We start from the raw sequence: 26,405 nt of genomic DNA on the forward strand, positions 1-26,405 counted from the left end.
AAAGCGAACAAAAAGAAAGCGAAAATCTACTTTTAGAGAAGACTTCTCTATCATTATCTTGTTTTTTCTTAGTTTCTCAACTTCTTTAACTTCTTACTATTCAGTTATTTTGTAATTCGGTTATTTGATGCTCCAACCCCATCCGCTTCGCTCGTCCCCGGAAAGATTGAAGGATCGAGGGACTGAGTGATTGAGGGTTACAACTTCCTGCTGTTCTTATATCTTCTTTAGCTTCGTGCTGTTCATGTATCTTCTAAGTTTCTGGCTTTCTTTTATTGTCAATTGTCATGATTTAAAGATGTCAGAGCTAACGCTCCTATGTGATGGAATAGAACATTGTATCCTATTAAGATTACAGGACTACGTCCCTTAACCGGTAAAGGATGTTTTGTAAACATATGAATATAGCCATAAAGCAGGAGCGTAGCTCTGGCATCTTCGTAGAAAACGATACCCATCACATCAAAACAGCCGCGTAGCGGTGACATCTTCCATTCATTTATAATTTGAAATCCGGGCACACATGATAATTAAGCAGATTGTTTTCATTGTCCATTGAATGTGTCTTCTTTAACTTCCTACTGTTCTGATTTCTACTAAACCACCAATTTTTATACCATAAAAGCGTGACCTCGAAGCCACGCTTTCACGATGTGCAATCCTATGGATTTTGTTACAGGCAAAATTATGGGAAGCGCTCCCCGTTAAGGAGACACCTCACACCAATCATTGCACAATACGGCTCACCGGTTCGCAAAATGCAGAGGTTCCGTCCTTGGTAACGGCAGCCGAGCGAAAATAATAACGGGTCCCGATGGTGAGGTTTTCGGCAATATATTCCACTTGCGTGGAAACACCTAATGTAACCCAATCTTTTTCGGAAGCCGGCAATGCCCCAACGATTATTTGCCAGATATACGAACGGGATCCTGTAACCGCTTTGCGGCGCAAACGAACCGATCCGGACATTGCACCATCTTCAACCATCAATATGGGCTGTTTACGGGGAGAAGGATCTTTTGAAAGGGTAAAGCCCGCTTGCAAAATAATGGCCTCGTCCCCATCGGCAATCCGCTCCACATACGCTGCCAGTTTCCGGAAGATAGCATCGGTTTCTTCCTCTGTCTGATGCATCAGGGCCGTGTCGGCCGTGCTCCCGTCACGGGCTTTCTGCGCTGCCGTTTCAAATTCATCCAGTTTCTTTTCAGCATCAGCGATTGGCACATCGGGTGTGGGGAAAAGGGTATTATCCTTCATTTTTGCCACCACATTGCGGTAGTAAGCAATCTTTTCCCAAATAGATAAACGAACAAAACTAAGCACTAACTTTGGCTTTCTCATACCATAATAAAATTTAGATATTAAAAAATAGAACATATAATCACCGCCCTATCTGCGGATAGAGTTTCTTTTCCTTATCTCCTTTCTTCCCTGCCTGTGTTGTTTGGGTTTATCGCATCTCAGCCGGACACCCTGTTATTTTTTTGCGGAATGAATAAATAAATTGTGGGCACATCGCATCTTCAGGCGTTTAACTTCCCTTTGCTGACACAGTTTATTCAATAGGCCCGGGATAGAATATCAATGAAAGCCCTTTCCTGACATACTTTACTGAACAGACCCACAGCCCTTCTTTACAAAAGTGCTTTGCAAGCTTACATTGTTATTATGCAGCCTTACATTGTCACTTTGCAAGCTTACATTGTTACTATGTAAGCTTACATTGTTACTTTGCAAGCTTACATTGTTACTATGTGAGCTTACATTGTCACTTTGCAGGCTTACATTGTTACTATGTGAGCTTACATTGTTACTTTGCAAGCTTACATTGTCACTTTGCAGGTTTACATTGTTACTATGTAAGCTTACATTGTTACTTTGCAAGCTTACATTGTCACTATGTAAGCTTACATTGGCGAAATTCACCTTGTAAAATGTTTTTTTTACCCGATATGGAAGAAAAAGAGTGTCAAAGAGCATCAGGAAACAGATCACCTGTCTGATTCCCGACGCAAAGGAAAGGCAGCAACACCTCAAAACCTTTACCATTTGTTAAGGCCACGGGATGCCGGATGTTATTTATGTTTTTTTATAATATATCCTCAGGGGGAATGAAACGATAGATTATTTGCCATGGGAAGTCAATTCCTGAAATCCTTCAAAGCTTTTGTGAATGGGGCAATGATGTGGCGTGGGAATGGTGTGGGGGAAGATTTACGGCGGGCTATTTTCCATCGCGGATGTGCTTATGTCCTTTTCCCGCAGGGACATGGATGCATCTGTTGACCGGATGGGGCAAAAACAGCCGGAAAGGGAACGCAACCTGCTATGTGTCGGTGATGAAGCCCAGACAAAGCAGGATGGAGTGTATAATTTTACCGGGTATAGGCCCATTCGAATGGATCTGTTTCCGGGCAAACTCCTTTATCACACGACTTAGCGAAGGGGGCTCAATGGCGATGTAGGATGCAATTTTGCGTTTGTAAACCGAGGAGAGTAATTGCGGATAACGCTCTGTCACTATCCGGTAGCGTTCGGTGGCATCATTTTGCAACAACAAAAGGTTATGATTGTGACGGTAGGAGTTGTGGCATGCCATGACAATCTGTTCAATACGCATCAGTTCCGGATATTGCTGTTGCAGGCGCTTAAGGTCACAGACCGCTATCCGGTAAAGCAGCCCCTCCTGCACCATTTCCAGATTGTGTTCCGAAGCGCACTTTAACTGCATGCTGAAGTATGAACCGACAAAATCGCCCGGGAAATAGAAACCGGTAGTGGTTGTCTCGTTGCTGCCGTTGGCAGAGCTGCATACTACCCCACTGGCTATCAACCAGACATAACGGGCGCAACTCCCTTCATGTAAAAATAACTCATTCTTCTTAAACCGGCATGGGATAAAATAGGTTGACAGGACATTGGGTACTTTGCGTTCAAAGTCCCGTACCAAGCGGATTAATTGCTCATATTGAGGTGAGAGATAGCTATTGGCGCACTCTTGCAGGTGAAGGTTATGTTCAAGAAATTGTGTCAACATGATAAATACAAAACACAAATTTATGAAATGTAATAAGATCAACAAATGGGTTAAGGGTTAATTAATTACAAATCAATAACAATAGCAAACCTATTATTTGGGAAAAACCTTTCTAAAACCATTTCAACTCATTCAAGATATAATTTCCATTGTCTCCTTGTTCTGTTATTCAGTTATTCAACTTTCGCAAGCTCAATTAACCCGGTTGCTTTAGACTTTTGAGATTTAAACCTTATTTTGTAAGTAGTTGAACCTTAGTAGCAATAGGTCATATGAAGATCAGGCAAACCTTATTCCCTTATTACATGAAACAAGCAGTAAATTTTCACATCCCAGTATAATAATGTTGGGATATGAATCCTTTACATCCTCCTACAAACAAATTATTATCGTATGGAATAAGGGAATAAGGTTAATTCCCAGTGTGGTTATTGGTTTTCCTACTAAGGGTTAAGCTACATCCAAAATAAGGTTCTGAAATGGTTACCTGATCCAAATTATCAGATATGGAATTCAAATTTCATACGGCAACTTTTAAAAACATAAACGTATGAAACTGAACATTGTTCCTATAGCTTTTTCACTTACAGCAATAAAGCCGGTTATCTCTGAAAGTATTGATGTATCTTTGCGTTGCAGCATTTTTTTTAGAATTTGTGTAGCAACTATAACCACTGAAATTTCAGTCAATTTACCAATTTATGATATCGTTCTTTTTAGATATCGGCATGTTTTCATATGTGTGAATGTTGAATAAATAAGATATGGACAAGGAGAAAACAAGATATGGATTCTAAAATAGTAAAAGAAAATACGATTATTGTAGCTGCCCTTTTCTTTTTTGTGGTTTCTACTACTATATATGGCAGTAGAAATAATACGACAAACAAATCAATAAATCATGCAAGTTTGATAAAAAAAGGAAGGTGTGTAAATGTGCCAGATTCTTTTGTATATAGTAACTCTAATGAAGATGTTATATACAAAGGAATGAGAGTATATCCTTCAAAAACAGATAGCAATTCATATGTAAGATCATTGAAAAATGGAGTATTTCTAAGCTTGCAGTCACACGATACATTGTATGTATTAGTAGATGAACAATACGTGTGTGCTAATAATGGAAATGCTTTTTCACCTGCTATTAGTGAAATTACCCTGAAGCATGTTTATCCAAAATATTTTCATATTTCACATGAAGATGATTTGCCTTATTTTATTTATCTAAAAAATCATTCAGACTCTATCGTGATAAATAATAATAAGAGAAAAAACAAATACACTTTGGAGTATGCATTTATACGTGATACATTATTTAGATTTCAATCCATTCAGGTGGGACAAAATAAAAAGACATTCTTTCATTCATTAGGATTAGCAACGCAGAATCTCTATGATATACATTATGTAGTTTTAGCAAATATGTCAGATATTACAGCTTGGTATACTAAATATATGAATACAAAAACAGCAAAGAGGGTTCATTGCCATGATATTATTTATACTATTCTGGTAAGGTTTAAGAATGATAAAGTTTACTATCTTCAATTAGGAAGTTGGATAGAAATGTTTGATAAGTAATTTCTTTTTTCCCTTTTATTGCCTATAAACCGCTATTTACCGTCGCAAATTCATTTTCTAACAATCCGATAATATCTCCCATTTTGCATTTCTGAATTTTATTGTTAATGGCGAGCGATCTGTCTGTTTTTATTATCTTTATGCCACAAAGAGAATATATTTATTTATGTCAACACCATTATCCTTCAGGGAGTTTGAGATCCATTTAAAAGGAAAAACGTACATTTGTATGCTATTCCAAATCATATAACTTCATAGCTATGTCGCTTAAAATCCGTTATGCCCTGTTTATTGTGTTAAGCCTCCTGTGGATGGGAAGTATAAGCCTGCATGCCGAACAGGCAAAGATGCCTCCATTCCGAATTACCCAAACCAATGGACATGTTTTTAATGCCAAAGACCTTCCGGGCGGAAAACCAACGATTCTTATCTATTTCTCTCCCGACTGTGGTGAGTGCCTGGAGTTCATGGATTCTTTTTTCCCGAAAATTCATCATTTTGACACGGCAAACATTGTTATGATTAATGCTATGTCCATGCAGGAGATGATTGCATTTGCTGATCGCTATAATGTGAAGCAATACAGTAATGTAGTTGTCGGAACAGAAGCACCGCGATTAACAATATGGAATTATTTACAGATTTCTGCACTTCCCTATCTTGCATTATATGATAAAGATGGGAATGAAGTATGCTCCTATCAGCAAAGTATCCCTTTAGATGATGTAATAACATTACTCAAAAGGTTGAAATAGACAAGCAGAAGCCGTTGAAAATCAGGAACAGGTCGAAAGTCAAAGATAGAAAGTCAAAAGGTCGAAAGCCGAAGGACTGAGGGTTATAACTTCCGGACTTCTCATCCTCTTTAGCTTCAGATTATCAGATTCCTACTACACTACTTCCTACCATCTACTCTCTACTGGGTTAATATTCTTCTCAACTTCCTGTGGTTGATTCTTTGCTTTCTCTATTCAACAATTATTGTATTATATTTGCAGGCAACAGGATAGTGAGATGGGGCGAAATGTTCTGAAAAAGCCACTTTTCAATTTGGGCTAAGCAAACTGAAACAAAACATGGAAGATAACGTACATATTTGGCATTTTTCCCGCATTGGCGGCGTCAACAGGGTATCTCTCGAAACGGGAAATGATCTGGTTCAATTGGGTCAACTGGATCAAAAGTTATGGACAGCCCTTAGTTGTCCGGTGCATGGACTAGAAATTGATGCCAAGACCCTGGAACTTATCGACAGCGATAAAGACAACCGTATCCGTGTTCCTGAAATTCTGGAAGCTACCCGATGGTTGACTTCACTGATCAAAAATCCCGACGATATACTCAAAGGCAGTGCTGTGTTACCTCTTTCTGCTATCAATGACGAAACGGATGAGGGGAAAAACCTGCTGGCTTCTGCCCGCCAGATCCTGATAAATATCGGAAAAGCCGATGCTACGGAAATTAGTGTGGATGACACTTCGGATACGGTTCGCATCTTTGCGGAAACCATATTCAATGGTGATGGCATTATCACGGAAGAGGCCTCCGATGACGAAGCCATCAGGCAAACTATCCGTAACATCATTGCCTGCACTGGCTCCGTCACCGATAGAAATGGCAAAGAAGGCATTTCTATGGAGCAGATAGAAATGTTTTACCGAAACTGCGAAGATTATGCCCAATGGTACGGACAATATGAAGCTGACCCTGAAAAAATAGCCCCTTTTGGCGAATCAACAGCCGGTGCCTACACAGCTTTCCTGGCAGTAAAATCAAAAATAGATGATTATTTCCTGCGATGCCGTCTGGCACAATATGATACCGACTCTACTGCTATTTTAAATACACCATCAACGCAGTATGACAGCATTAGCACCAAGGATCTCAATTCATGCATGGACGATATTGCCACATTTCCCCTGGCAAAAATTGAAACCAACGGGACACTGTCGCTTGTCCGGAGCATTAATCCCGCATGGGAAAAGGCGTTGGATGATTTCAGGCAACTTGTGGTTGTGCCCGTATGCGGTCATTTTGAAACCCTGACGGAAGAGGACATGGAAACCATCAGCCGGAAATTTGACGATTACAAAAACTGGCAAAATGACAAATGCGGTACTGCAGTCGAATCTTTAGGGATTGCAACCATACACGAAACATTGGCAGGCAACACAAAAGAAACCCTTTGTGCATTGATTGAGCAGGATAAAGCCCTAGAAACCGCTTCGGACAACATTCTTTTGGTTGAGCAACTGGTGAGGTATTACCGCGACCTCTATCTTTTGCTCAAAAACTATGTCACGTTCCATGATTTTTATTCTCCCGGCGCTGAAGCTATCTTCCAGGTGGGTAAATTATATATCGATCAGCGCTGTTGCGACCTATGCCTCAGGGTAAACGATATGGGCAAGCATAATTCATTTGCCGGACTAAGCGGCATTTGCCTGCTCTATTGCAGTTGCTACTCGAAAACACTGAATGAGAAAATGACCATCGTAGCAGCATTGACGGATGGCGATTTTAAAAATATCAGTGTGGGCCGGAATGCCATATTCTATGACAAGAAAGGGAACGACTGGGACGCCACCATCATCAAAGTGATTGACCACCCCATTAGTATCCGGCAAGCTTTCTGGTTACCTTACAGGAGAGTCTCGCAATTTATCTCTTCCCAGATTGAAAAGTTTGCTTCGTCAAAAGACAAAGAGGTTCACTCTGCCACAACAACCCATATTGAGACAACAGCGAAAAAAGCAGATCAGGGTATCGTTGAAAATATTCATAATCCCAACACAACTCCGGCAACACTGGCCACTCCTACCCCCGTTGCTGTCCAGCAGCCTTTTGATATTGGGAAATTTGTTGGAATCTTTGCCGCCATCAGTCTTGCCATAGGCGCTATCGGGTCAGCCATTGCCACACTGCTGACAGGATTCTTCAGTCTTGCCGTGTGGAAGATGCCACTTGCCATTTTCGGATTTTTCCTTGCCTTTTCCGGTCCCTCCATGATCCTTACATGGCTGAAACTCCGCAGAAGAAACCTTGCTCCGCTCCTTGATGCTAATGGATGGGCCATTAATGCCCAGGCCAATATTAATATCGCCTTTGGCCACACATTGACACACCTTGCCAAACTGCCGCCCAATGCAAAACTAAACACGATTGACCCTTTTGCCAGGAAGAAAAATCCGCTCTGGCTTATTCTGGCACTCATCATCATCGCTCTTGGTGTAGCTGCATACCTTGCATGGCATTCGGGACTTTTGAAAACATGGGGAATCATCTGAGGAATAAACATATTCTCCCAAAATCCTAAGGCTTATTGATGCATATTTTTTATTCGGGAAAACCTTATAAGTACTTAGCATTGTTTGCAAAAAACAGGATTCCCCTTATCATTTTGTATACAAGTATGGAGTTAAAGTAAAAGCGAATGAGAAAGAAACGAATGAGTTCACATAACGGACTTTCCCTGTTAGGTTAAACACCTCTCCTTTCTTGCGATTTTCGGCAGGAATATGATATCTTTGAACATTGAACGGACTCATAGGTGTTTTTTCCGAACAGAACCCATCATCATCTTAACCGGAATATCATGATAAAATCGTTACTCAGAGCTATTTTCCTGACCTTTGGCATCGTTGTTATCTCGATTCCGTCCGACGCAATCGCTATCGGGAGCTCAAAGCATCCTGGTTGTGCATCACCAGAGCAGTTATACCAACATCTCTTCTATGCCGTACAGAGCAACGATTCTATTTTCCCCGACAGCAAGACATTTGTCGATTGCATTCCAAAATATCCCATACCTGTAATCCTGCAAAAATACAATGCCCTACCCCACCATACCGGAACCAACGTTCTAAAACAGTTTATCGGACAAAATTTTATCATTCCGGCCACACATTTGCCCTATCAGGCTGATTCCACCAACATCAACCGGCATATTACCCTGCTATGGAACGTGCTAACCCGGAAACCCGACCAGGCAACAAGCGGTACGCTCATTCCGCTGCCTTATCCGTATATTGTTCCCGGAGGACGGTTTCGTGAAATTTATTATTGGGACAGTTATTTCACCATGCTGGGGCTAAAGGCCGATCACCGGTACGATTTAATGGAAGACATGATTAATAACTTTGACTGGCTGATCAGAACCTTCGGTTTTATCCCCAATGGCAACCGCACCTACTATTTAACGCGTTCGCAACCTCCATTCTTCTCCCTGATGGTCGACCTTCTTGCGTCGGTTGAGGGCGATTCGGCCTATCTCAAATATCTACCTGAACTAAAAAAGGAATATACCTTTTGGATGAATGGCGTTAAGCGGCTTTCAGTGGCGCATCCGGCATTCCACCGTGTGGTAAGGTTGCCAGACGGAAGCATTCTCAACCGCTATTGGGACGACAGAGATGCACCACGGGCAGAATCATACCGGCAGGATATTGCCACAGCAAAAGAAGCAAAGAGACACCTGATAAATAGAGACAATCAGGATGTTTACAGGAATCTGCGGGCTGCTGCAGAGTCGGGATGGGACTTTTCGAGCCGATGGCTGAGTAATGTGCAGGGCAAATTTCCTTTGTACACCATACACACCACGCGTATTATTCCGGTTGACCTGAATTGCCTGTTGTATCATCTGGAAATGACGCTTGCCAAAGCCTGCCGGTTGAAAGGAGACACTTTACAGGCAGAACACTATACAAAAAAAGCCGATATCCGGGCTAAAACCATCGTGGCGTTGTGCTGGAACCGTTCGAAAGGCTTTTTCTTTGATTACAACTTCACTACCCGTCGGCAAACAAACATCTGTTCGCTTGCAGGCGTCTATCCCCTTTTCTTCAACATGGCAACAAAACAGCAGGCAAAGGCAGTAGCGAACACGATCCGGTCACGCTTTCTTTTTCCCGGAGGATTAGTGACCACAACCAACCTTACCTCCCAACAATGGGATGCTCCCAATGGCTGGGCTCCCCTGCAATGGATTGTCATAGAGGGTTTGCGACACTATCACGACACAATCCTTGCCGATACCTGCAAAAACAGATGGTTACGGGTAGTCCGGCGAACCTATGATAAGACATACCGGATAAACGAAAAGTATAACGTCATGGATCCCAATAAAAAAGGTGGTGGTGGCGAATATCCCGGACAGGATGGATTTGGTTGGACAAATGGTGTTTACCAGGCATTGTCAAAAGAGAAATAGGTGTACAAAGGCAGGCATTAACCTCTAAAAAAAAACACAACTGCCTTTGATGGAGAAGGTAAAGATGAATGTTTGTTTTCTGTCACCAGTCATTTTATCCTCCTATTGATTGATTATAAACATAAAAAGCTAAAATCCTGATATTATAGAGATTATTTGTAAATTTGGTCAGGTTATAACTACTTTAGAAGGCTTCTACCTGTCAGAAAATGAAAATAGAGGGAGCTCAGCCATGCTGAAAACTCCCTCTTCCTCTACACAAGTGCTCGCCACATATCTTGTTTCAAACCTACAAACCGAATCCGCTTTTTGGTTTTGCTTCATCCTGACCGGATGGCGTATGCTTTTGGGTAACCTGCTTCCCTGCATTGAAATGATAACTGACTTCAAAGAACATAAGGTTCTTAATCAGGTTCAGGCTTGTACTCGACACTTGATAATACTGCCCGGCCTGCGTCAGGTTATGCTGTTCATACTTCAAACCCATCTTGATAGGAGGCATATATAACAAAGTAATGTTCAGCTTGCTCTTCATCAGCGATTTTTGCAAGAAGAAAACGACCAGATCGTTATTGTCCGAGGTATATCCCTGAATGGCAGCATCCCGATACATCTGCTTTTGAAGCACCAGCCCCGTGTTAACGCCAAGTTTTGGATTAACATATACCAGTGTTGAATTGATATTGAAATTATGCTGGGTAGTACCTTCACCATTATAACGGATATGATTACTATAAATATCCATCCAGTTTTGCCAGAAAATAGTTTTAGCCAAAGGAATGGTAAAATTCAACTGAACTCCATAGCGATCGTAATATCCGGCATTTACATTGCTTGAATAATAGTAGTTTCCTTCTTTGGTAATATAGGTCGCAATATGATGATTATCAAAATTATAATAAGGCTCAATAGTTATGGCATTCATGATATGGAACTCCAGTCCTGCGGTATGATAAATGGAGGTTTTGAGTAAAGGATTTCCAAGTGACCACATTAACGAATCCTGAGCAGTCTTGAAAGGTGACAATTGATCAATGCCAGGGTAATTTACAGTAGCGTGATATTTGGCAATGATATTAAATTTCTGGCTTGGAATAAATTGCACATTCAAATAAGGCAGGAAAGCTCCCTGATTATTGCGCGATGCCTGATAACGTTGCGAATACAATTCCAAGATACCTCCAGCTTTCAATCGCCATTGCTTTGCCGGCTGATAATTCAGATAAAGCGAAAAACGATTCCGCATTTCCTTGTAGGTAAACGTGCTATCACTCTGACTACTGACACTATTATTCCCAACATAACCATACCCCAGATCAGTAGAAAAAGTTGGCGTAAACTGATAGGAATATGTACCGTTGAAACGAACATAATTCGTGTTTTTATTGATATGACTCGAACTGAAGAATTGGTCTTGTGCAAATGAGTTGTCTCCAACGTTCGCGTTATGGCTGTAACGCAAATCGGATTCTACAGAACTTTTGTCATTAAATTTTCCATTATAGGTAAGAGTTCCCTGCCATTGATCGGTATTATTCTGACTTGTAGTTGTTGATGAGCTTTGCCCTGTGGTAACACCATTAACGGAATTCGTCAGGTCATACCAGAAATTATTATTTTGGTGTTGCCCGTAATAATTGACCTCGGCAGAAAGCGTATGTCCTTTAGCCAAGGTGTAATCACCACCAAGACTGATACTACTGTTCCTATTACGGATTGAACTGTTCGGATCGCTATAGTCGAAAGGAGGAGTGGTCGAGGTGACCATTCCATATTGTTTGGTATATGTAATTGGAATAGCCATATTACCTCCATATCCCCAACCAGACAGATAAACATCAAAGTTTTTATATGTATAGGTAAAGTTCAAATTGCCGTAGTCTTGAGCAAATGGATATTTGCCATTAGTGTGTACCACATCAAAAAATGACGTGTTATCAATAAAAAAGTCAACCCCTGAATAATCCTTTTTCAAAACGATATTAATCACAGCGCTATAACCATCGGTTGCATATTTCCCCACTGGATCCTTAATCACCTCAATCCGTTCAATTCGATCAGGAGAAAGATTTTTGGCCATATTCTGATCTTTTTCAACCCCATCAATCAGAATCAGGACATTGGTTTTTCCGTCAACACTTATGGATTTATCATAACGGTTGTAATTCACTCCGTTCAGTTTTCCAAGAAGTTCCGAAGAAGTGGTAGTTCCGGCGCGCATCTCTTTGGTGATAGTAAATACATCCCGATCGATCTTATTCTGACGCGCATTCCCTTTTACTGCAACCTCATTCAATTGCTTGGCATCCTCCATCATCAATATGGTTCCCATATTCCGATTTTTAAATGTCACTTCATAATCTTTATACCCCATAAAGCGAATCCGGATTTTAGCAGTTTTCAGAGGTGGAGTAATTTCAAAATATCCTTTCGAATCAGTTATACATCCAAGCAAAAGACTGTCTTTTGTTGAAAGCAGTTCTACGGTAGCAAACTCAATCGGTTGTTTGGTTTGGCTATCTTTTACAGTAGCTGAAACATCAGCCGCACTTTTTGCCGATACCATAAAAGAACAGCTAACCAACAAAATCAGAACAGAAAAGAATACTCTTTTTTTCATAGAATAAAAATTTTGTTTTATAAGTAAGACTTACGGAACATGCATGCTGACGTTATCATTTTTATGGCTGAAAGCACTTGCATAACCGATTCATACGCTCAAATAAAAAATTAAATATGAATGCAACAATTGCATTATGAACATTTCTCAGATTTATAATATTTGTCGATGCAAAGATATATATATAATAAATTACTATGCTATACACACTACCTTTTATTCTGTCTATTTATAAACAATTAACTATTAAATCTGTAATCAATATCATTTAATCTACCTAAAATCGCTAACAAACAATATACTGTATTCAATGTTTTCTCAAATAAACAAATTCGCTCTGCATGATAATAAATAAATATAAGACCTATGTATAGACTTAATAGCGAAAACCAAATGAATTAGTGTACCATTGCATTAATACACTGCAAAGATATGACATATAATTCAGATAAATACCATCTCCCTATGAATTTAATAATATTTAATCAAGAATGAGACACAAGATGGAAATAAAACTCATTTTCAAGGTAATAGATTTTACAAAAAAAAGAGATAAGGGAATAAAAAGGAAATGGGAATAAAAAAAGAGGAAATGATCAGTTATCATTTCCTCTTTTTGTGGGCCCAACAGGGCTTGAACCTGTGACCCCCTGATTATGAGTCAGGTGCTACTAACCAACTGAGCTATGGGCCCTCGTTTGCAAATTTTGCGTACCTTTGCAAAGCGGACACAAAGGTATTATTTTTTTGCAATTTCTGCAACTACAGATTGACATTTTTCATCATGATTGATTTTTCTTCTATTCAGGCCATCTTTTTCGACTTTGGCGGTGTTTTAATTGATTTAGACAAAGAACAATGTATTAATAATTTAAAGCACACAACAGGATACGATTTTTCTACAATGATAGGAAATTATGCGCAAGCTGACATTTTTATGCAACTGGAACGGGGCGTTGCTACAATTGATGATTTTCATCAAGAGATTCGTCGTATCAGTGATTCAAAAGCAAGCGATCAGGAAATTGATGAGGCATGGAATTCATTTTTGCTGGATGTTCCTGTGAGGAAGAAAATGTTGTTACTGGATTTACGTCGTTGCTTCAAAGTATTTTTATTAAGCAATACCAACGTAATTCATGTGGAGAAAAGTCTAAAAACCCAATTCAATGCTAATGGATTAACCACAGACGACTATTTTGACAAATGTTATTTTTCCAACGAAATCCATTTAGTAAAGCCTGAACGCGCATTATTTGAATATGTGCTTCACGACTCAGGTTTTCAAAGCCAGTCTTGTCTTTTTTTAGATGATGGGGAAGCAAACATTGAAATGGCAGCATCACTTGGTTTTCAGACTTATTTGGTTAAGCCAAATGAAGACTTGCGGCCTTTGTTTGCACCGGTTTTGGAGAAAAGAAAACATAACAGTATAAATTGTCGTTGCTGATTCCAATCAAGCTTAAACATCAAACAATGGCTGCACATAACGAATTAGGAAAAGAAGGAGAAGAATATGCTGTCGAATATTTACAGCAGGAAGGCTATCGAATTCGACACACAAATTGGTTCTTCGGCAAAATGGAACTGGACATCGTTGCAGAAAAAGAAGATACTTTGATTGTCGTTGAAGTAAAAACAAGATCAACAGAAACCTTTGAACATCCCGAGGAAGCAATAACGCCTGCAAAAATCAGACGTATTGTAAATGCAGCAGACGCTTACATTCAACAGTTTGAAATAGATATGCCAACCCGCTTTGACGTAGTTTCTGTGATCCCCGACAGGAAAGGATTTCATATTTTACATATTGAAGATGCTTTTATGGCTCCTGTCAATTAAAATCTAAATTATCCTTTAACGGAACAACAATTGTTTGGCCTGCTCCATAGCAGCATCAAGCCCATTACTGTTTTTTCCGCCAGCAGTTGCCAGAAAAGGCTGTCCACCTCCTTTACCATCAATTGCAAGAGCCGCCTGACGAACAATATTTGAAGCATTACAACCTGCATCAACAAGTGGCTGGCTTAACAAGACCGTTAAAGAAGGTTTGCCATCATTGCTTGTTCCAAAAATTGCAGCAAATTTCTCATTTTGAAACCTATTTTTTAAGCGGATTGCTACCGTGCGAACCACATCGGGATGAACATCACCTTTCCATGAAATGACATGTACATCTCCAACGTTATCAATCTGTTGTAAGAGTTCCTTATATAATTGTTCAATTTTTTCTTCTCGGTATTGTCCTATTTGCTTTGTAAGTACTGCATGCTCATCAATCAGTTTCTGCAATCCTTGTAAAATATAGGGAGCTTGATGTAATTTTTCCCGAATAGCTTTAATTAGCTCCTGTTGATTTTTAACAAACAATTCAGCTCCTTCTGCTGTTACAGCCTCAATTCTTCTGATGCCTGCAGCAACAGAGCTTTCTGCAACAATTTTAAAACAGCCTATTTCTCCGGTAGCAGAGACATGTGTCCCGCCGCAGAGTTCAATAGAAGAACCAAATTGAACAACACGTACATCATCACCGTATTTTTCACCAAAAAGAGCCATAGCTCCCATCTCACGAGCCTGTGCAATAGGCAAATGCCTGTATTCATTCAAAGTTCTATTTTCACGAATTACACGGTTAACTTCTTGTTCTACTTGTTGAAGTTCCTCTTCTGTCATTTTTTGAAAATGTGAAAAATCGAAACGAAGTGTATCTGGCGACACAAACGAACCTTTTTGCTCTACATGAGTTCCAAGAACATGACGTAAAGCTTCATGCAATAAGTGAGTAGCAGTATGATTATTCTCTGTTGCCTGCCGTTTATTTACATCAACTTTAGCGATAAAAGTAGCAGACGGATCTTCCGGTAAAGTTGTTACGATATGTACAGCTAAATTATTTTCCCGCTTTGTATCAATAATTGAAATAGAATTAGAATCACTAATCAATAGTCCTTTATCTCCAACTTGCCCTCCCATTTCTGCATAGAACGGAGTACGGTCAAGCACAATTTGATAAAACTGATTGTTTTTTTGTTTGATTTCCCTATAACGTAACATGCGCACTTCGCTCTCCGTCGCATCATATCCCACAAATTCGGTATCCCCCTCACGAATAACAACCCAATCACCGGTTTCCACAGCGGCAGCATTACGAGCCCGCTCCTTTTGCTGTTGCATTTCCTTTTGGAACTCAACAACGTCAAGCGACAGTTCGTGTTCTTTTAAAATCAGTTCAGTTAAATCAAGCGGAAAACCATAGGTATCGTACAATGTAAAAGCATCGTGACCACTAATTACGGTTGTTCCAGAAAGCTTAACCTCTGCAATTACCTTATCCAACAGACGAATACCTGTTTCCAGTGTACGCAAGAATGATTCCTCCTCTTCTTTTATAACTTTGCCAATCAATACTTGCTGAGCTTTCAATTCAGGATAAGCATCTCCCATAGTACGTAATAAAGCAGGCAGTAATGCGTACATAAAAGGTTGTTTCTGATCCAGGAATGTATATCCATACCGTACTGCACGACGCAAAATCCGGCGAATTACATAACCTGCCTTTACATTGGAAGGTAATTGACCGTCAGTGATGGCAAAAGCAATGGTACGAATATGATCAGCCACAACACGCATAGCAATATCCGTTTTATCTTTTTCTCCGTAAGGAATATTACACAACATGGAGATTTCCCTGATAATAGGTTGGAATACATCCGTATCATAATTGGATAATTTCCCCTGAATGGCCATGCACAAACGTTCAAACCCCATGCCTGTATCAATCACTTTCGCAGGAAGTGGTTCAAGTAATCCATCCGCTTTACGATTGTATTGCATAAAGACAAGATTCCAAATTTCAATCACTTGCGGATGACTTTGGTTGACTAAAGTCAAACCATCCATCTTAGTACGTTCATGGTCGGGACGAATATCTATATGTATTTCGGAACAAGGGCCACAAGGTCCGGTATCTCCCATTTCCCAAAAATTATCTTTTCTATTTCCATTGATAATACGTTGGGGATCAATTAATTTTGACCAATAGCCAGCAGCTTCTTCATCCCGTTCCAGGCCTTCTTTTGGAGACCCTTCGAAAACAGTTACATAAAGACGCTCTTTATCAATACCTAAGACTTCAGTCAAATACTCCCATGCCCATTCAATCGCTTCTTTTTTGAAATAATCACCAAATGACCAGTTCCCTAACATTTCAAACATGGTATGATGATAGGTATCGTGTCCGACTTCTTCAAGATCATTATGTTTACCGCTTACACGCAAACATTTTTGGCTATCTGCAACCCGTGAATAAACGACAGGATCATTCCCTAAAATAATGTTTTTGAATTGATTCATCCCTGCATTGGTAAACATCAAAGTAGGGTCGTCCTTAATTACCATTGGCGCTGAAGGCACAATGTGATGTTGTTTAGATGTAAAAAAATCGAGAAAAGATTGACGGATTTCCTGAGAAGTCTTCATATTGTTATGAGAAGAATAAGTTAAGTTGAAACGTTTTTGTTTTACATTTTTGAGTTCAGAATAGCACGAATACGGGCAAATATTTGTTCAATTGTCCCATTACCATTCACATGGAAGTATTTTCCTGCTTGTTTGTAAAAATCGATTACTGGTTCAGTCTGCTGATGATAAACATCCAACCGATGAGCAATCGTCTCAGGGTTATCATCACTACGACCTGCCAACTTACCGCGTAAGACAAGACGCTCAATCAATTCAGGAGTTTCCACTGCAATTTCTATCATCAATAAAATATTCTGATGGAGTTCAGTTACCAATCTATCAAGTGCTTCTGCCTGAGCTACCGTACGGGGAAATCCATCAAGAATAATACCTTTTGAATCATTATCTAATTGCTGCAACGTGTCTTTGAGCATATCAATCATCAATTCGTCCGGCAAAAGTTTCCCCTGTGAAATATACGTTTCAGCCAATTGTCCCAATGATGAATGTTTTGCTATTTCCGCTCGCAGCATATCACCTGTCGACAGATGTTTCAATTGGTAAGTTTCTGCAATCAATGCACTTTGAGTTCCTTTTCCCGATCCGGGAGCGCCAAACAAAATCAAATGATTCATAATAGAAGTATTTTGTTTTATATCACATTAATTTACAGATTACTAGGAATTTAGTACATAAATTTCTCTCAAGTTACGGCCATAGCCATCATAATCTAACCCGTAACCTACAATAAATTGATTAGGAATTTTCAAAGCCACATAATTAAGAGGAACTTCACGTTGCAATGAGTCTGGCTTCAGAAAAAAAGTAGCGACACGAATGTCGGTAGCTCCTTTTTCCTGCAATGAATTAACTATTCTCTCCATCGTAATACCGGTATCAACAATATCCTCTACCACTACAACAGTGCGATTTACAACGCTTTCGTTAAGTCCAAAAATTTCTTTTACAACACCCGTACTTTGAGTCCCTTCATATGATGAAAGCTTGATAAATGTAATCTCGCAAGGAATAGTGACATGGCGCATCAAGTCTGCTGCAAACATGAAAGCTCCGTTTAATACCACCAAAAAAATTGGATTCTTACCTGCCAGGTCCCAATTAATTTGTTCAGCCACATTTTCAACAGCTTGCTGAATCTGATCTGCTGAAATAAAAATAGAAAACTCTTTATCTTTAATAGTAACCGTCTTCATTGTCTTATAAATTAAAAAATTGACAGGAGTGTTACTCCTGTCAATAAAAAGGCAAAGGTACAAAAAATGCAAAAAACTTTACTACTGCCCTGACGAACTTTCAGCAATACGCTTCATCACATTGTAAGCCTGATAAATACCAAGTTCACCAGCTTTACTCAGGTCAGCAACGCCGTCTTTAGTATCATTGATATACAAATAAGCTAAACCTCGATTATAATAAGCTTCTGCAAAATCAGGCTGAAGTTTAATAGCCTGTGTAAAATTATCAATAGCGGTTTGAAAATCTTTCTCTTGCGACAATAAATTCCCTTCATTGAAATAAGAAAAAGCAAATTTTGGCGCCAAATCTATTGTTTTATTATAATCTTCCAGAATGACGTCAAAATCATGTTTGTAGATTTTATCCAATAATTCCTTATCCTTCGGAGCATTAGGATCTGGATTATTCATCTTGAAATCAAGTAATTTGTATAAAGTATTTGCCCGACAGAAATAAGCCAGCATGAATCTGGGATTCAGTTTAATAGCATGCGAAAAATCATTCAAAGCATTAGCATAATCCTGCACCGTAGCATAATTGATTCCCCTTATAAAATATTCGACAGCATTGGTTGAGTCAGCATCAATTTGGGTTGTCAGGCTTTTAATTGCAGCAAAATGAACCTGAGCCATATCCGAAGTTAAAGCTATTTCGTTATTCGTAATCTTTAGCGGTGCACTTAAATCATTTTGCCGATTGAACATATCCAATCCTTCATAGAAATAATTCAGCCGTTTTAATGGATTTTCTTTGCTATAAAAACTCAAAACAAAATTGGGTTCGTTGGTAATATCAACATTAATATTCTGAATAGCTCCGCGAATTTCTCCTTGAGAGTCATTGGACGATTTTCCGGTACGCGCCAAAACGCTGTTAAAAATAGCAGCTTTTGCTTCAGCAGGTTTATTTGCTGCAATTTTAGCAGAAGTGTTGACATCCGGTTTTTTAGGTTCCTTTGGTTTGTCTTTTTCAAGCTTTTGCGCCATTTCCTGATCCAAATAAGCCCCTTTGTCATCATGCATCAATTGTTTAGCATGGGCTCTTCCCCAATAAGCAGGTGGAAAATCAGGATATCGTTCAATAATTTTTGTAAAATCTTGTATAGCTTGGCTCAAAGCTCCGGTTTGCGTTTCCGCCATTGCCCGTTGATAATAAGCATCATAATTCTGAGGTGCCAATTGAATAACCTTATCAAAATCAAGAATAGCATTATTTAAATCACCAACTTCAGTTCGCAGCATTCCTCTGTTAAAGTGGGCAGTCAGGCTTTGATCATCCAATTCAATTGCTTTGTCATAATCAGCAAAAGCTCCACGATAGTTTTTATTCCAATAATCCAATAATCCACGATTTATGTAATCACCAGCATAGGTTGATTTCAATGCTATTGCCTTATTCAAGTCATGCAAAGCATCGGTATTATCGTGCATTTGCAACCGTAATGTACCAAGGGCACTCCAAACATAGCTTTTCGTACTGTCGATAGTAACAGCCGTTGTAAAACTATGCATTGCACCCAGCGTATCACCTTTCTCCAGTAATATCTGGCCTTTGTCCATCGCTAACTGGCTATCTTCACCTTTATTTTGCTTAATTAGCGTACTTATATCAGTCAATGCTTGATCATATTTTTTCTCCAATTCATACACCCAAATACGAATACGTAACAAATCGGGATTATCAGGGTTATACTCCAGCGATTTTGCCAAATCGGACTCCGCATCTTTCAAATCGTTCAGTTTTACACGAGCAAAAGCCCGGGCATAATAGGCTCCCGGCATAAACGGATTCAACTGCAAAGCTGACGAACAATCTGCTTCTGCTCCAAGATAATCCTCTAGTTGAATCTTTGCAATAGCCCGATAAAAATACGGTTCCGGCAAGTATGGCTTAGCCGCAATAACCTGATTGAAGTATTGAATGGCTAAAACGTAATCCTGAAAATATAAAGCATTCTGACCTATTGCCATCACCCGATCTGTATTGATTTGAGCAGAGACTCCGGAAAATGGAATAATCAACAACAAGAAGCCTAAAAGTTTTATTTTCATTTGCAAATAATTTATTTGTCCCTACAGGGAATTTACTACATGCCAATTTGATTTGCATAAATGCCATTAACCGACAAGTTCGTTTAATATGTTTCTGTAGGTGGCGGCGATTGAGAATTATCAGAGGCTGGTTCTACGCCACCGCAGCCGGCATTCGGATCAAATGAACTTGGAATATTGAATGTTTCATTTTCAGAATACCCCAGAGAAGGATCTGCAAATACCTTTTTCATATATAATGCCCAAATAGGCAGTGCCATACTTGCTCCCTGGCCTTCACTTAAATAATCAAAATGTACGGCACGATCCTCACCACCGACCCAGACTCCAGTTACCAAACTTGGTGTAAATCCTATAAACCAACCATCAGAATTATTCTGTGTCGTTCCTGTTTTACCCCCAAGTTGACCTTTGAAACCATATTGATAACGCAAGCGGCTGGCAGTTCCTCCATCCACCACAGCACGAAGCATAGTCAACATTTTGTATGCCGTTAATTCATTGAAAACTTCAGATGTACGTGGGCTAAACGAAGCAATTACATTCCCATTACTATCCTCAATACGTGTAACATAGATCGGATTGACACGAATACCCTGATTGGCAAACGCTGTGTAAGCACTCACCATTTCCTGAACTGAAACTCCGACTGGGCCAACACAGAGTGACCATACCGGAGGAATATATCCCTGAATTCCAAATGCCCTCATCATATGCACCATAGCCATAGGCGTGAAATTTCTCATCAGGTGAGCAGTAACCCAGTTATTGGATTGTGCAAGACCCCATTTCAGTGAAACCATTTCTCCACGTCGGTTATTGTTATCATTGCGGGGAGTCCAAAATTGTCCATTACCCAACGCGAACGTAATCGTATCATTCATCATTTGACTGCATGGCCAGAATCCTTCTTCCATAGCCAACGAATAAAGGAATGGCTTTACAGTTGATCCAACTTGACGTCGCCCGGCAGTAGCCATATCATATTGGAACATACTGAAATCAGGGCCACCAACATATGCTTTCACGTGACCATTCAATGGATCCATAGAAAGAAACCCACAGCGTAGGAAGTATTTAATATAGCGGATAGAATCCAAAGGACTCATGACCGTATCAATTGTTCCACGATATGAAAAGACCTGCATTGGAATCTTGGTATTAAACGCTTGGTGAATTTCAGCAGATGAATACCCCTCTAGTTTCATTTTCCGATACCTATCAGACAACCTCATAGAACGATTCATAATATCGGTGATTTCTTTTTGTGTCAGCATGTGAGAAAAAGGTGCATAAGGTCTGCCTTTCTTTTCTTTAAAGAATTTAGCCTGTAATGAGGTCATTTGTTCATGTACGGCTTCCTCTGCATAATGTTGCATTCGAGAATCAATAGTCGTGTAAATCTTTAAACCATCGGTATAAAGGTTATAATAAGATCCGTCCGGTTTTTTGTATTTATGACAAAAGCCGTATAGTGGGTTAGTTGCCCATGCAATGGAATCATCAATATATTGTTGATTTTCCCATGATGCATAATCTGATTTGACCGGCTTATCTGCTGTCATAATTTCACGCAAATATTCTCTAAAATATGGCGCTTCGCCTAACTTATGATCTACCCGTTCATATTTTATGCCCAACGGTTGAGCGCTCAAAGACTCCAATTGCGCTCTGGACAACATATTATCCTTGTACATCTGTTGCAACACCGTATTTCGTCGTCCCAGAGCACGCTCTTTATTGCGTAATGGATTAAAAAAAGCTGGATTTTTGCACATTCCCACTAACATTGCCGCCTGGTCAATTGTCAATTTATCCGGAGTAGTATTGAAATAAACATGTGCCGCTGATTTAATTCCTACTGCATTATTCAAAAAATCAAACTGATTGAGGTACATGTTTAAAATTTCCTCTTTAGTGTATAGTCGTTCAAGCTTTACAGCAATCACCCACTCTATCGGTTTTTGCAACGCTCGTGTAAAAATATTGGTTGCCGGAGGAGAATAAAGTTGCTTAGCCAACTGCTGAGTCAAAGTACTGGCTCCACCAGCACTTTTAATCTGAAAAATCCCCCGCAAAATAATGGAACGTGCCAATGCCCAACCATCAATCCCAGAATGTTCATAAAAACGAACATCTTCAGTAGCAACAAGGGCATTAATAATGTTTGGAGAAAGATGTTGATAAGACTCCGCCAAACGATTCCCCTGACTTAATGAAAAGCTTCCTAAAAGTTTCATATCCGATGAATAAATTTCGGAAGCAAATCGATTATTCGGATTTTGCAACTCACTGATTGGAGGCAAATACCCAATCCAACCATTTGCGATAGCTATAAAAATCATCACTATCATAAAAATGAAGCCCACAAAAGTTATCCAAAAGGCTTTTACCCATTTCTTTGTCCCGGATGATATTGCTTTCTTTGCCATAGTTTAGCAATCAATTAAAATAGTAGTCTACGAAATTTTTGAAGCTCTAAAATAGCTCAATTCATGTTATTAATCCAGTTTTAAAACTGCCAGAAAAGCTTTCTGGGGTACTTCGACCGAACCAATTTGTTTCATTTTTTTCTTGCCTTTTTTTTGCTTCTCCAGCAATTTGCGTTTACGCGATATATCGCCACCGTAACATTTGGCCGTCACATCTTTTCGAACAGCCTTGATAGTTTCACGAGCAATAATTTTTGACCCGATAGCTGCCTGAATAGCAATATCAAACTGTTGTCTTGGAATCAGCTCTTTGAGTTTTTCGCACATCCTACGCCCCAACGTGTAGGCATTATCAACATGTGTCAAGGACGAAAGAGCATCCACCGAATCACCATTCAATAAGATATCCAGCTTTACCAGCTTTGACTCACGATAATCATGCAAGTGATAATCAAATGAGGCATATCCTTTTGAAATACTTTTCAGTTTATCATAAAAATCAAACACGATTTCACCGAGCGGCATATCAAAAATAATTTCAACCCGTGTCCCCGATATGAAATCCTGTTTTATTAAAATACCTCGCTTCCCAAGACATAAAGTCATGATGGCACCTAAAAAGTCTGTTTTGGTAATGACGGAAGCACGTATAAAGGGTTCTTCAATGTAATCAATCGAAGTAGGATCCGGCAACCCAGAAGGATTATGAACCTCAATCATTTCTCCCTGCTTGGTATGAACTCGGTAACTCACATTAGGCACTGTGGTGATCACATTCATATCAAACTCCCGATCCAGTCGTTCCTGTATAATCTCCATATGCAGTAACCCCAAGAAGCCACAACGGAAACCAAATCCAAGAGCCAATGAAGATTCAGGTTCAAATGTCAGAGAGGCATCGTTCAACTGCAATTTCTCAATCGACGAGCGCAAATCTTCAAACTCTTCTGTTTCAATAGGGTAAACACCAGCAAACACCATTGGTTTCACTTCTTCAAAACCTGCAATGGCTTTTTCACAAGGATGTTTTACATGCGTAATCGTATCTCCTACTTTAACTTCTCTGGATGTTTTTATGCCTGAAATAATATAACCCACATCTCCGGCACTCAATATATCACGAGGTGACATATTCAATTTCAAAACCCCTATTTCATCAGCCTCATATTCTTTTTCAGTAGCCACAAACTTAACCCAATCACCCTTGCGAATAGTTCCGTTTACAATTTTAAAATAGGCTATAATGCCACGAAATGAATTAAAAACAGAATCAAAAATAAGGCACTGTAAAGGTGCGTCAGAATTTCCAACAGGCGGTGGAACTTTTTCAACAATAGCACTTAAAATTTCATTAACTCCCAATCCGGTTTTCCCGCTTGCTCGGATAATTTCATCACGTTTACATCCCAACAATTCCACAATCTGATCTTCCACTTCATCAGGCATTGCACTGTCCATGTCCATTTTATTCATCACAGGAATAATAGACAGATCATGCTCTATAGCCATATATAAATTTGAGATTGTCTGTGCCTGAATACCTTGCGTCGCATCAACAATTAGCAAGGCACCCTCGCAGGCAGCAATAGAGCGTGAGACTTCATATGAAAAATCGACATGCCCCGGAGTGTCAATCAAATTAAGAATATAATGTTCTCCTTTATATTGGTATTCCATTTGAATGGCATGACTTTTGATTGTTATGCCACGCTCGCGTTCCAAATCCATATTGTCCAATACCTGAGCTTGCAAATCTTTAGCAGCAATAGTTTGGGTGACTTCAAGTAAACGATCGGCTAGTGTACTTTTACCATGATCAATATGAGCAATAATACAGAAGTTTCGTATATGATTCATGCAGTGATAATTATCTTCGTTTTTCGGAGAATTCCAATAGAGCTACAAATGTAGCGATAAAATTGTTGGCGAACAATAGGGAGAAAACTCCACAAAATCAACATTTTTCATTCATTTAGAGTTTTTGTTAGATAAGCTCTTTTGAAGTTTGTAATTCCTATGAATTTATATTTAATGACATTGATTCAGATAATCTATTTCATAAAACACAACATATCAATAGCTTAATGCAAAAACAATATCACAATTTTCAAATTGATGCTTTCTACGGACAACAATCTGAAGTTTAAGGACATTAAAAGCGAACATTGAGACACAAGATAGTGTATCAAAATTTTAAGTACCTTTGTCTTTCCCTAAGTTTGCTATATGCGTTTACTTAAACGAATTGATTATTACACACTTGTACAGTTTGTAAAACTGTTTCTAGCCACATTTTTTGTCTCTTTGTTCGTCTTCCTGATGCAATTTCTTTGGAAATATGTTGACGATATGGTAGGTAAAGGACTAGGAATTAAAATATTGAGCGAATTCTTCTTTTACGCAGCCGTTTCGCTGGTTCCTTTAGCATTGCCAATGTCCATCATGTTAGCTTCACTAATGACATTTGGTAACATGGGAGAACAACTGGAGCTTTTGGCCATGAAGTCAGCTGGAATCTCATTATTCCGTATCATGCGGGCACTAATGATTCTAATGTTTGTTGCTGTTATCGGTGCTTTTTTCTTTTCCAATGACATATTGCCCAAAAGTCAAACCAATATGTGGGCTCTGCTAATATCAATGCGACAGAAATCACCTGAACTGGAAATTCCTTCAGGTGAATTCTATAAAGGTATCAGCGGGTACTCTATTTATGTAAGTCAGAAAAATGATAAAACGCAAATTCTGAAACATGTCATTGTATATGACTTTACCGGAGGATTTAGCAATGCAGCCGTGATGTTAGCTGATTCGGCAAGATTAGATATAAGTTCTGATAAAAAGTTTTTGGTTTTTACGCTTTATAATGGAGAATCATTTGAAAATCTTCAACAGCAAAACACCTACGCAACTGCTTCTAAGATACCTTACCGACGAGAAACGTTCAAATTCAAACAAGTAATTATTGATTTTAATACCAATTTCAACCGCTTCAGTACTTCTCTATTGAAAAACGAGAATGTGAGTAAAAATGTCAAAGAACTAAGAGCCACCATTGATTCATTGAGCAAGCAACTCGTTATTATGCGTAAAGGCATCAAAGGGATGTATATGCCGGAGCGATTTTTCGGAAGGCTGACATCTGTCCATTCGATTCCAGCCAACACAACAAAAGTGACATTACAACACTACTCCACCGACAGCTTATTCGACAAACTACCTGAGTCACAAAAGAAAATGGCTGTTGCCGCAGCTTTATCGTCCCTTAATCAAACTAAAGGTGAAATGAGTTTTAATAATATACAAATCAAGGAAACAGAAGATACTATCAGACGCCATGCCATTGATTTACACCGCAAATTTGCGCTTTCCTTTGCCTGCCTTGTGTTCTTTTTCATTGGAGCACCTTTAGGAGCCATCATCCGGAAAGGAGGATTCGGAACACCTGTTGTCCTTTCTATTTTCATGTTTATCATCTATTATATTGTTGATAATACTGGTACAAAAATGGCAAGAGAAGGGATCTGGCCTGTCTGGGAAGGCATGTGGTTAAGTTCGGCAGTATTGCTTCCTATTGGATTATTCTTAACATATAAAGCTGTCAAAGATTCAACCATTATGAACTCAGACTCGTATTCTGAAGTTTTCAAAAGAGGCAGAAAAGCTATTGTTCAATACACAAAAAAACTCATCAACAAAATTCGTTCAAAACGGAACGCTATTTGATGACATCTTTCCACAAGCAATAATAAAA

18 protein-coding genes and 1 tRNA gene are annotated in these 26,405 nt (G+C 39.3%); 8 read left to right on the plus strand and 11 right to left on the minus strand.

What is annotated here, in order from left to right:
- Window positions 1–278: 278 nt before the first annotated feature.
- Together FHX64_RS03835 and FHX64_RS03840 are read right to left on the minus strand one after the other, a co-directional pair.
- Entirely contained in the window at window positions 279–488 is a 210-nt protein-coding gene (locus tag FHX64_RS03835; RefSeq protein ID WP_183412503.1) for a hypothetical protein, read from the minus strand.
- Window positions 489–726: 238 nt separating this feature from the next.
- Window positions 727–1,341 carry a fibronectin type III domain-containing protein gene (locus tag FHX64_RS03840; RefSeq protein WP_183412504.1) on the minus strand — a complete coding sequence of 205 codons (615 nt, stop codon included), beginning with the start codon at window positions 1,339–1,341 and terminating at the stop codon, window positions 727–729.
- Window positions 1,342–2,133: 792 nt separating this feature from the next.
- On the opposite strand from FHX64_RS03840, the gene FHX64_RS03845 reads away from it, so the two are divergent.
- A complete protein-coding gene (locus FHX64_RS03845; protein ID WP_183412505.1) occupies window positions 2,134–2,286 on the plus strand; it encodes a hypothetical protein in 153 nt (50 codons plus the stop codon).
- A gap of 40 nt (window positions 2,287–2,326) precedes the next feature.
- Here the strand turns inward: FHX64_RS03845 and FHX64_RS03850 are convergent, their stop codons facing one another.
- The gene (locus FHX64_RS03850) at window positions 2,327–3,037 is read right to left on the minus strand and encodes a Crp/Fnr family transcriptional regulator (protein WP_183412506.1); all 711 of its coding nucleotides are present in this window, start codon (window positions 3,035–3,037) and stop codon (window positions 2,327–2,329) included.
- Between the two features lie 786 nt (window positions 3,038–3,823).
- Between FHX64_RS03850 and FHX64_RS03855 the strand changes: the two genes are divergently transcribed.
- From FHX64_RS03855 to treF, 4 genes are all read left to right on the plus strand, one after another.
- Complete coding sequence (locus FHX64_RS03855; protein WP_183412507.1) at window positions 3,824–4,618, plus strand: hypothetical protein; 795 nt, start codon at window positions 3,824–3,826, stop codon at window positions 4,616–4,618.
- Between the two features lie 260 nt (window positions 4,619–4,878).
- Window positions 4,879–5,373 (plus strand): TlpA family protein disulfide reductase, encoded by a 495-nt coding sequence (locus FHX64_RS03860; RefSeq protein WP_183412508.1) that lies wholly within the window; start codon window positions 4,879–4,881, stop codon window positions 5,371–5,373.
- Window positions 5,374–5,694: 321 nt separating this feature from the next.
- Window positions 5,695–7,905: a hypothetical protein gene (locus FHX64_RS03865; protein WP_183412509.1), complete on the plus strand. Its 2,211-nt coding sequence runs from the start codon at window positions 5,695–5,697 to the stop codon at window positions 7,903–7,905.
- Between the two features lie 308 nt (window positions 7,906–8,213).
- On the plus strand, window positions 8,214–9,830 hold the full coding sequence (gene treF, locus FHX64_RS03870; protein WP_183412510.1) for an alpha,alpha-trehalase TreF: 1,617 nt from the start codon (window positions 8,214–8,216) through the stop codon (window positions 9,828–9,830).
- A gap of 289 nt (window positions 9,831–10,119) precedes the next feature.
- Here the strand turns inward: treF and FHX64_RS03875 are convergent, their stop codons facing one another.
- Both FHX64_RS03875 and FHX64_RS03880 read right to left on the minus strand, forming a co-directional pair.
- Window positions 10,120–12,450, minus strand: coding sequence for a TonB-dependent receptor (locus FHX64_RS03875; protein WP_183412511.1), 2,331 nt, complete (start codon window positions 12,448–12,450; stop codon window positions 10,120–10,122).
- Window positions 12,451–13,069: 619 nt separating this feature from the next.
- Window positions 13,070–13,144: transfer RNA gene (locus FHX64_RS03880), tRNA-Ile, on the minus strand.
- A 90-nt stretch (window positions 13,145–13,234) separates the two neighbouring features.
- Between FHX64_RS03880 and FHX64_RS03885 the strand changes: the two genes are divergently transcribed.
- Entirely contained in the window at window positions 13,235–13,900 is a 666-nt protein-coding gene (locus FHX64_RS03885; RefSeq protein WP_183412512.1) for an HAD family hydrolase, read from the plus strand.
- A gap of 26 nt (window positions 13,901–13,926) precedes the next feature.
- Window positions 13,927–14,292 (plus strand): YraN family protein, encoded by a 366-nt coding sequence (locus tag FHX64_RS03890; protein WP_183412513.1) that lies wholly within the window; start codon window positions 13,927–13,929, stop codon window positions 14,290–14,292.
- 15 nt (window positions 14,293–14,307) lie between these two features.
- On the opposite strand, the gene alaS is transcribed toward FHX64_RS03890, so the two are convergent.
- The 6 genes from alaS to lepA form a co-directional block, all read right to left on the minus strand.
- On the minus strand, window positions 14,308–16,929 hold the full coding sequence (gene alaS / locus FHX64_RS03895) for an alanine--tRNA ligase (protein ID WP_183412514.1): 2,622 nt from the start codon (window positions 16,927–16,929) through the stop codon (window positions 14,308–14,310).
- A gap of 41 nt (window positions 16,930–16,970) precedes the next feature.
- Window positions 16,971–17,546, minus strand: coding sequence for an adenylate kinase (locus FHX64_RS03900; RefSeq protein ID WP_183412515.1), 576 nt, complete (start codon window positions 17,544–17,546; stop codon window positions 16,971–16,973).
- Window positions 17,547–17,588: 42 nt separating this feature from the next.
- Entirely contained in the window at window positions 17,589–18,125 is a 537-nt protein-coding gene (hpt, locus tag FHX64_RS03905; protein ID WP_183412516.1) for a hypoxanthine phosphoribosyltransferase, read from the minus strand.
- An 81-nt stretch (window positions 18,126–18,206) separates the two neighbouring features.
- Window positions 18,207–20,219 (minus strand): tetratricopeptide repeat protein, encoded by a 2,013-nt coding sequence (locus FHX64_RS03910; RefSeq protein WP_183412517.1) that lies wholly within the window; start codon window positions 20,217–20,219, stop codon window positions 18,207–18,209.
- Window positions 20,220–20,302: 83 nt separating this feature from the next.
- Entirely contained in the window at window positions 20,303–22,651 is a 2,349-nt protein-coding gene (locus FHX64_RS03915) for a transglycosylase domain-containing protein (protein WP_425487952.1), read from the minus strand.
- 69 nt (window positions 22,652–22,720) lie between these two features.
- Entirely contained in the window at window positions 22,721–24,508 is a 1,788-nt protein-coding gene (gene lepA, locus FHX64_RS03920) for a translation elongation factor 4 (protein ID WP_183412518.1), read from the minus strand.
- Between the two features lie 369 nt (window positions 24,509–24,877).
- On the opposite strand from lepA, the gene FHX64_RS03925 reads away from it, so the two are divergent.
- A complete protein-coding gene (locus FHX64_RS03925; RefSeq protein WP_183412519.1) occupies window positions 24,878–26,377 on the plus strand; it encodes an LptF/LptG family permease in 1,500 nt (499 codons plus the stop codon).
- Window positions 26,378–26,405 lie beyond the last annotated feature (28 nt).

Source organism: Microbacter margulisiae (assembly GCF_014192515.1).
Classification (GTDB): Bacteria; Bacteroidota; Bacteroidia; order Bacteroidales; family Paludibacteraceae; genus Microbacter; species Microbacter margulisiae.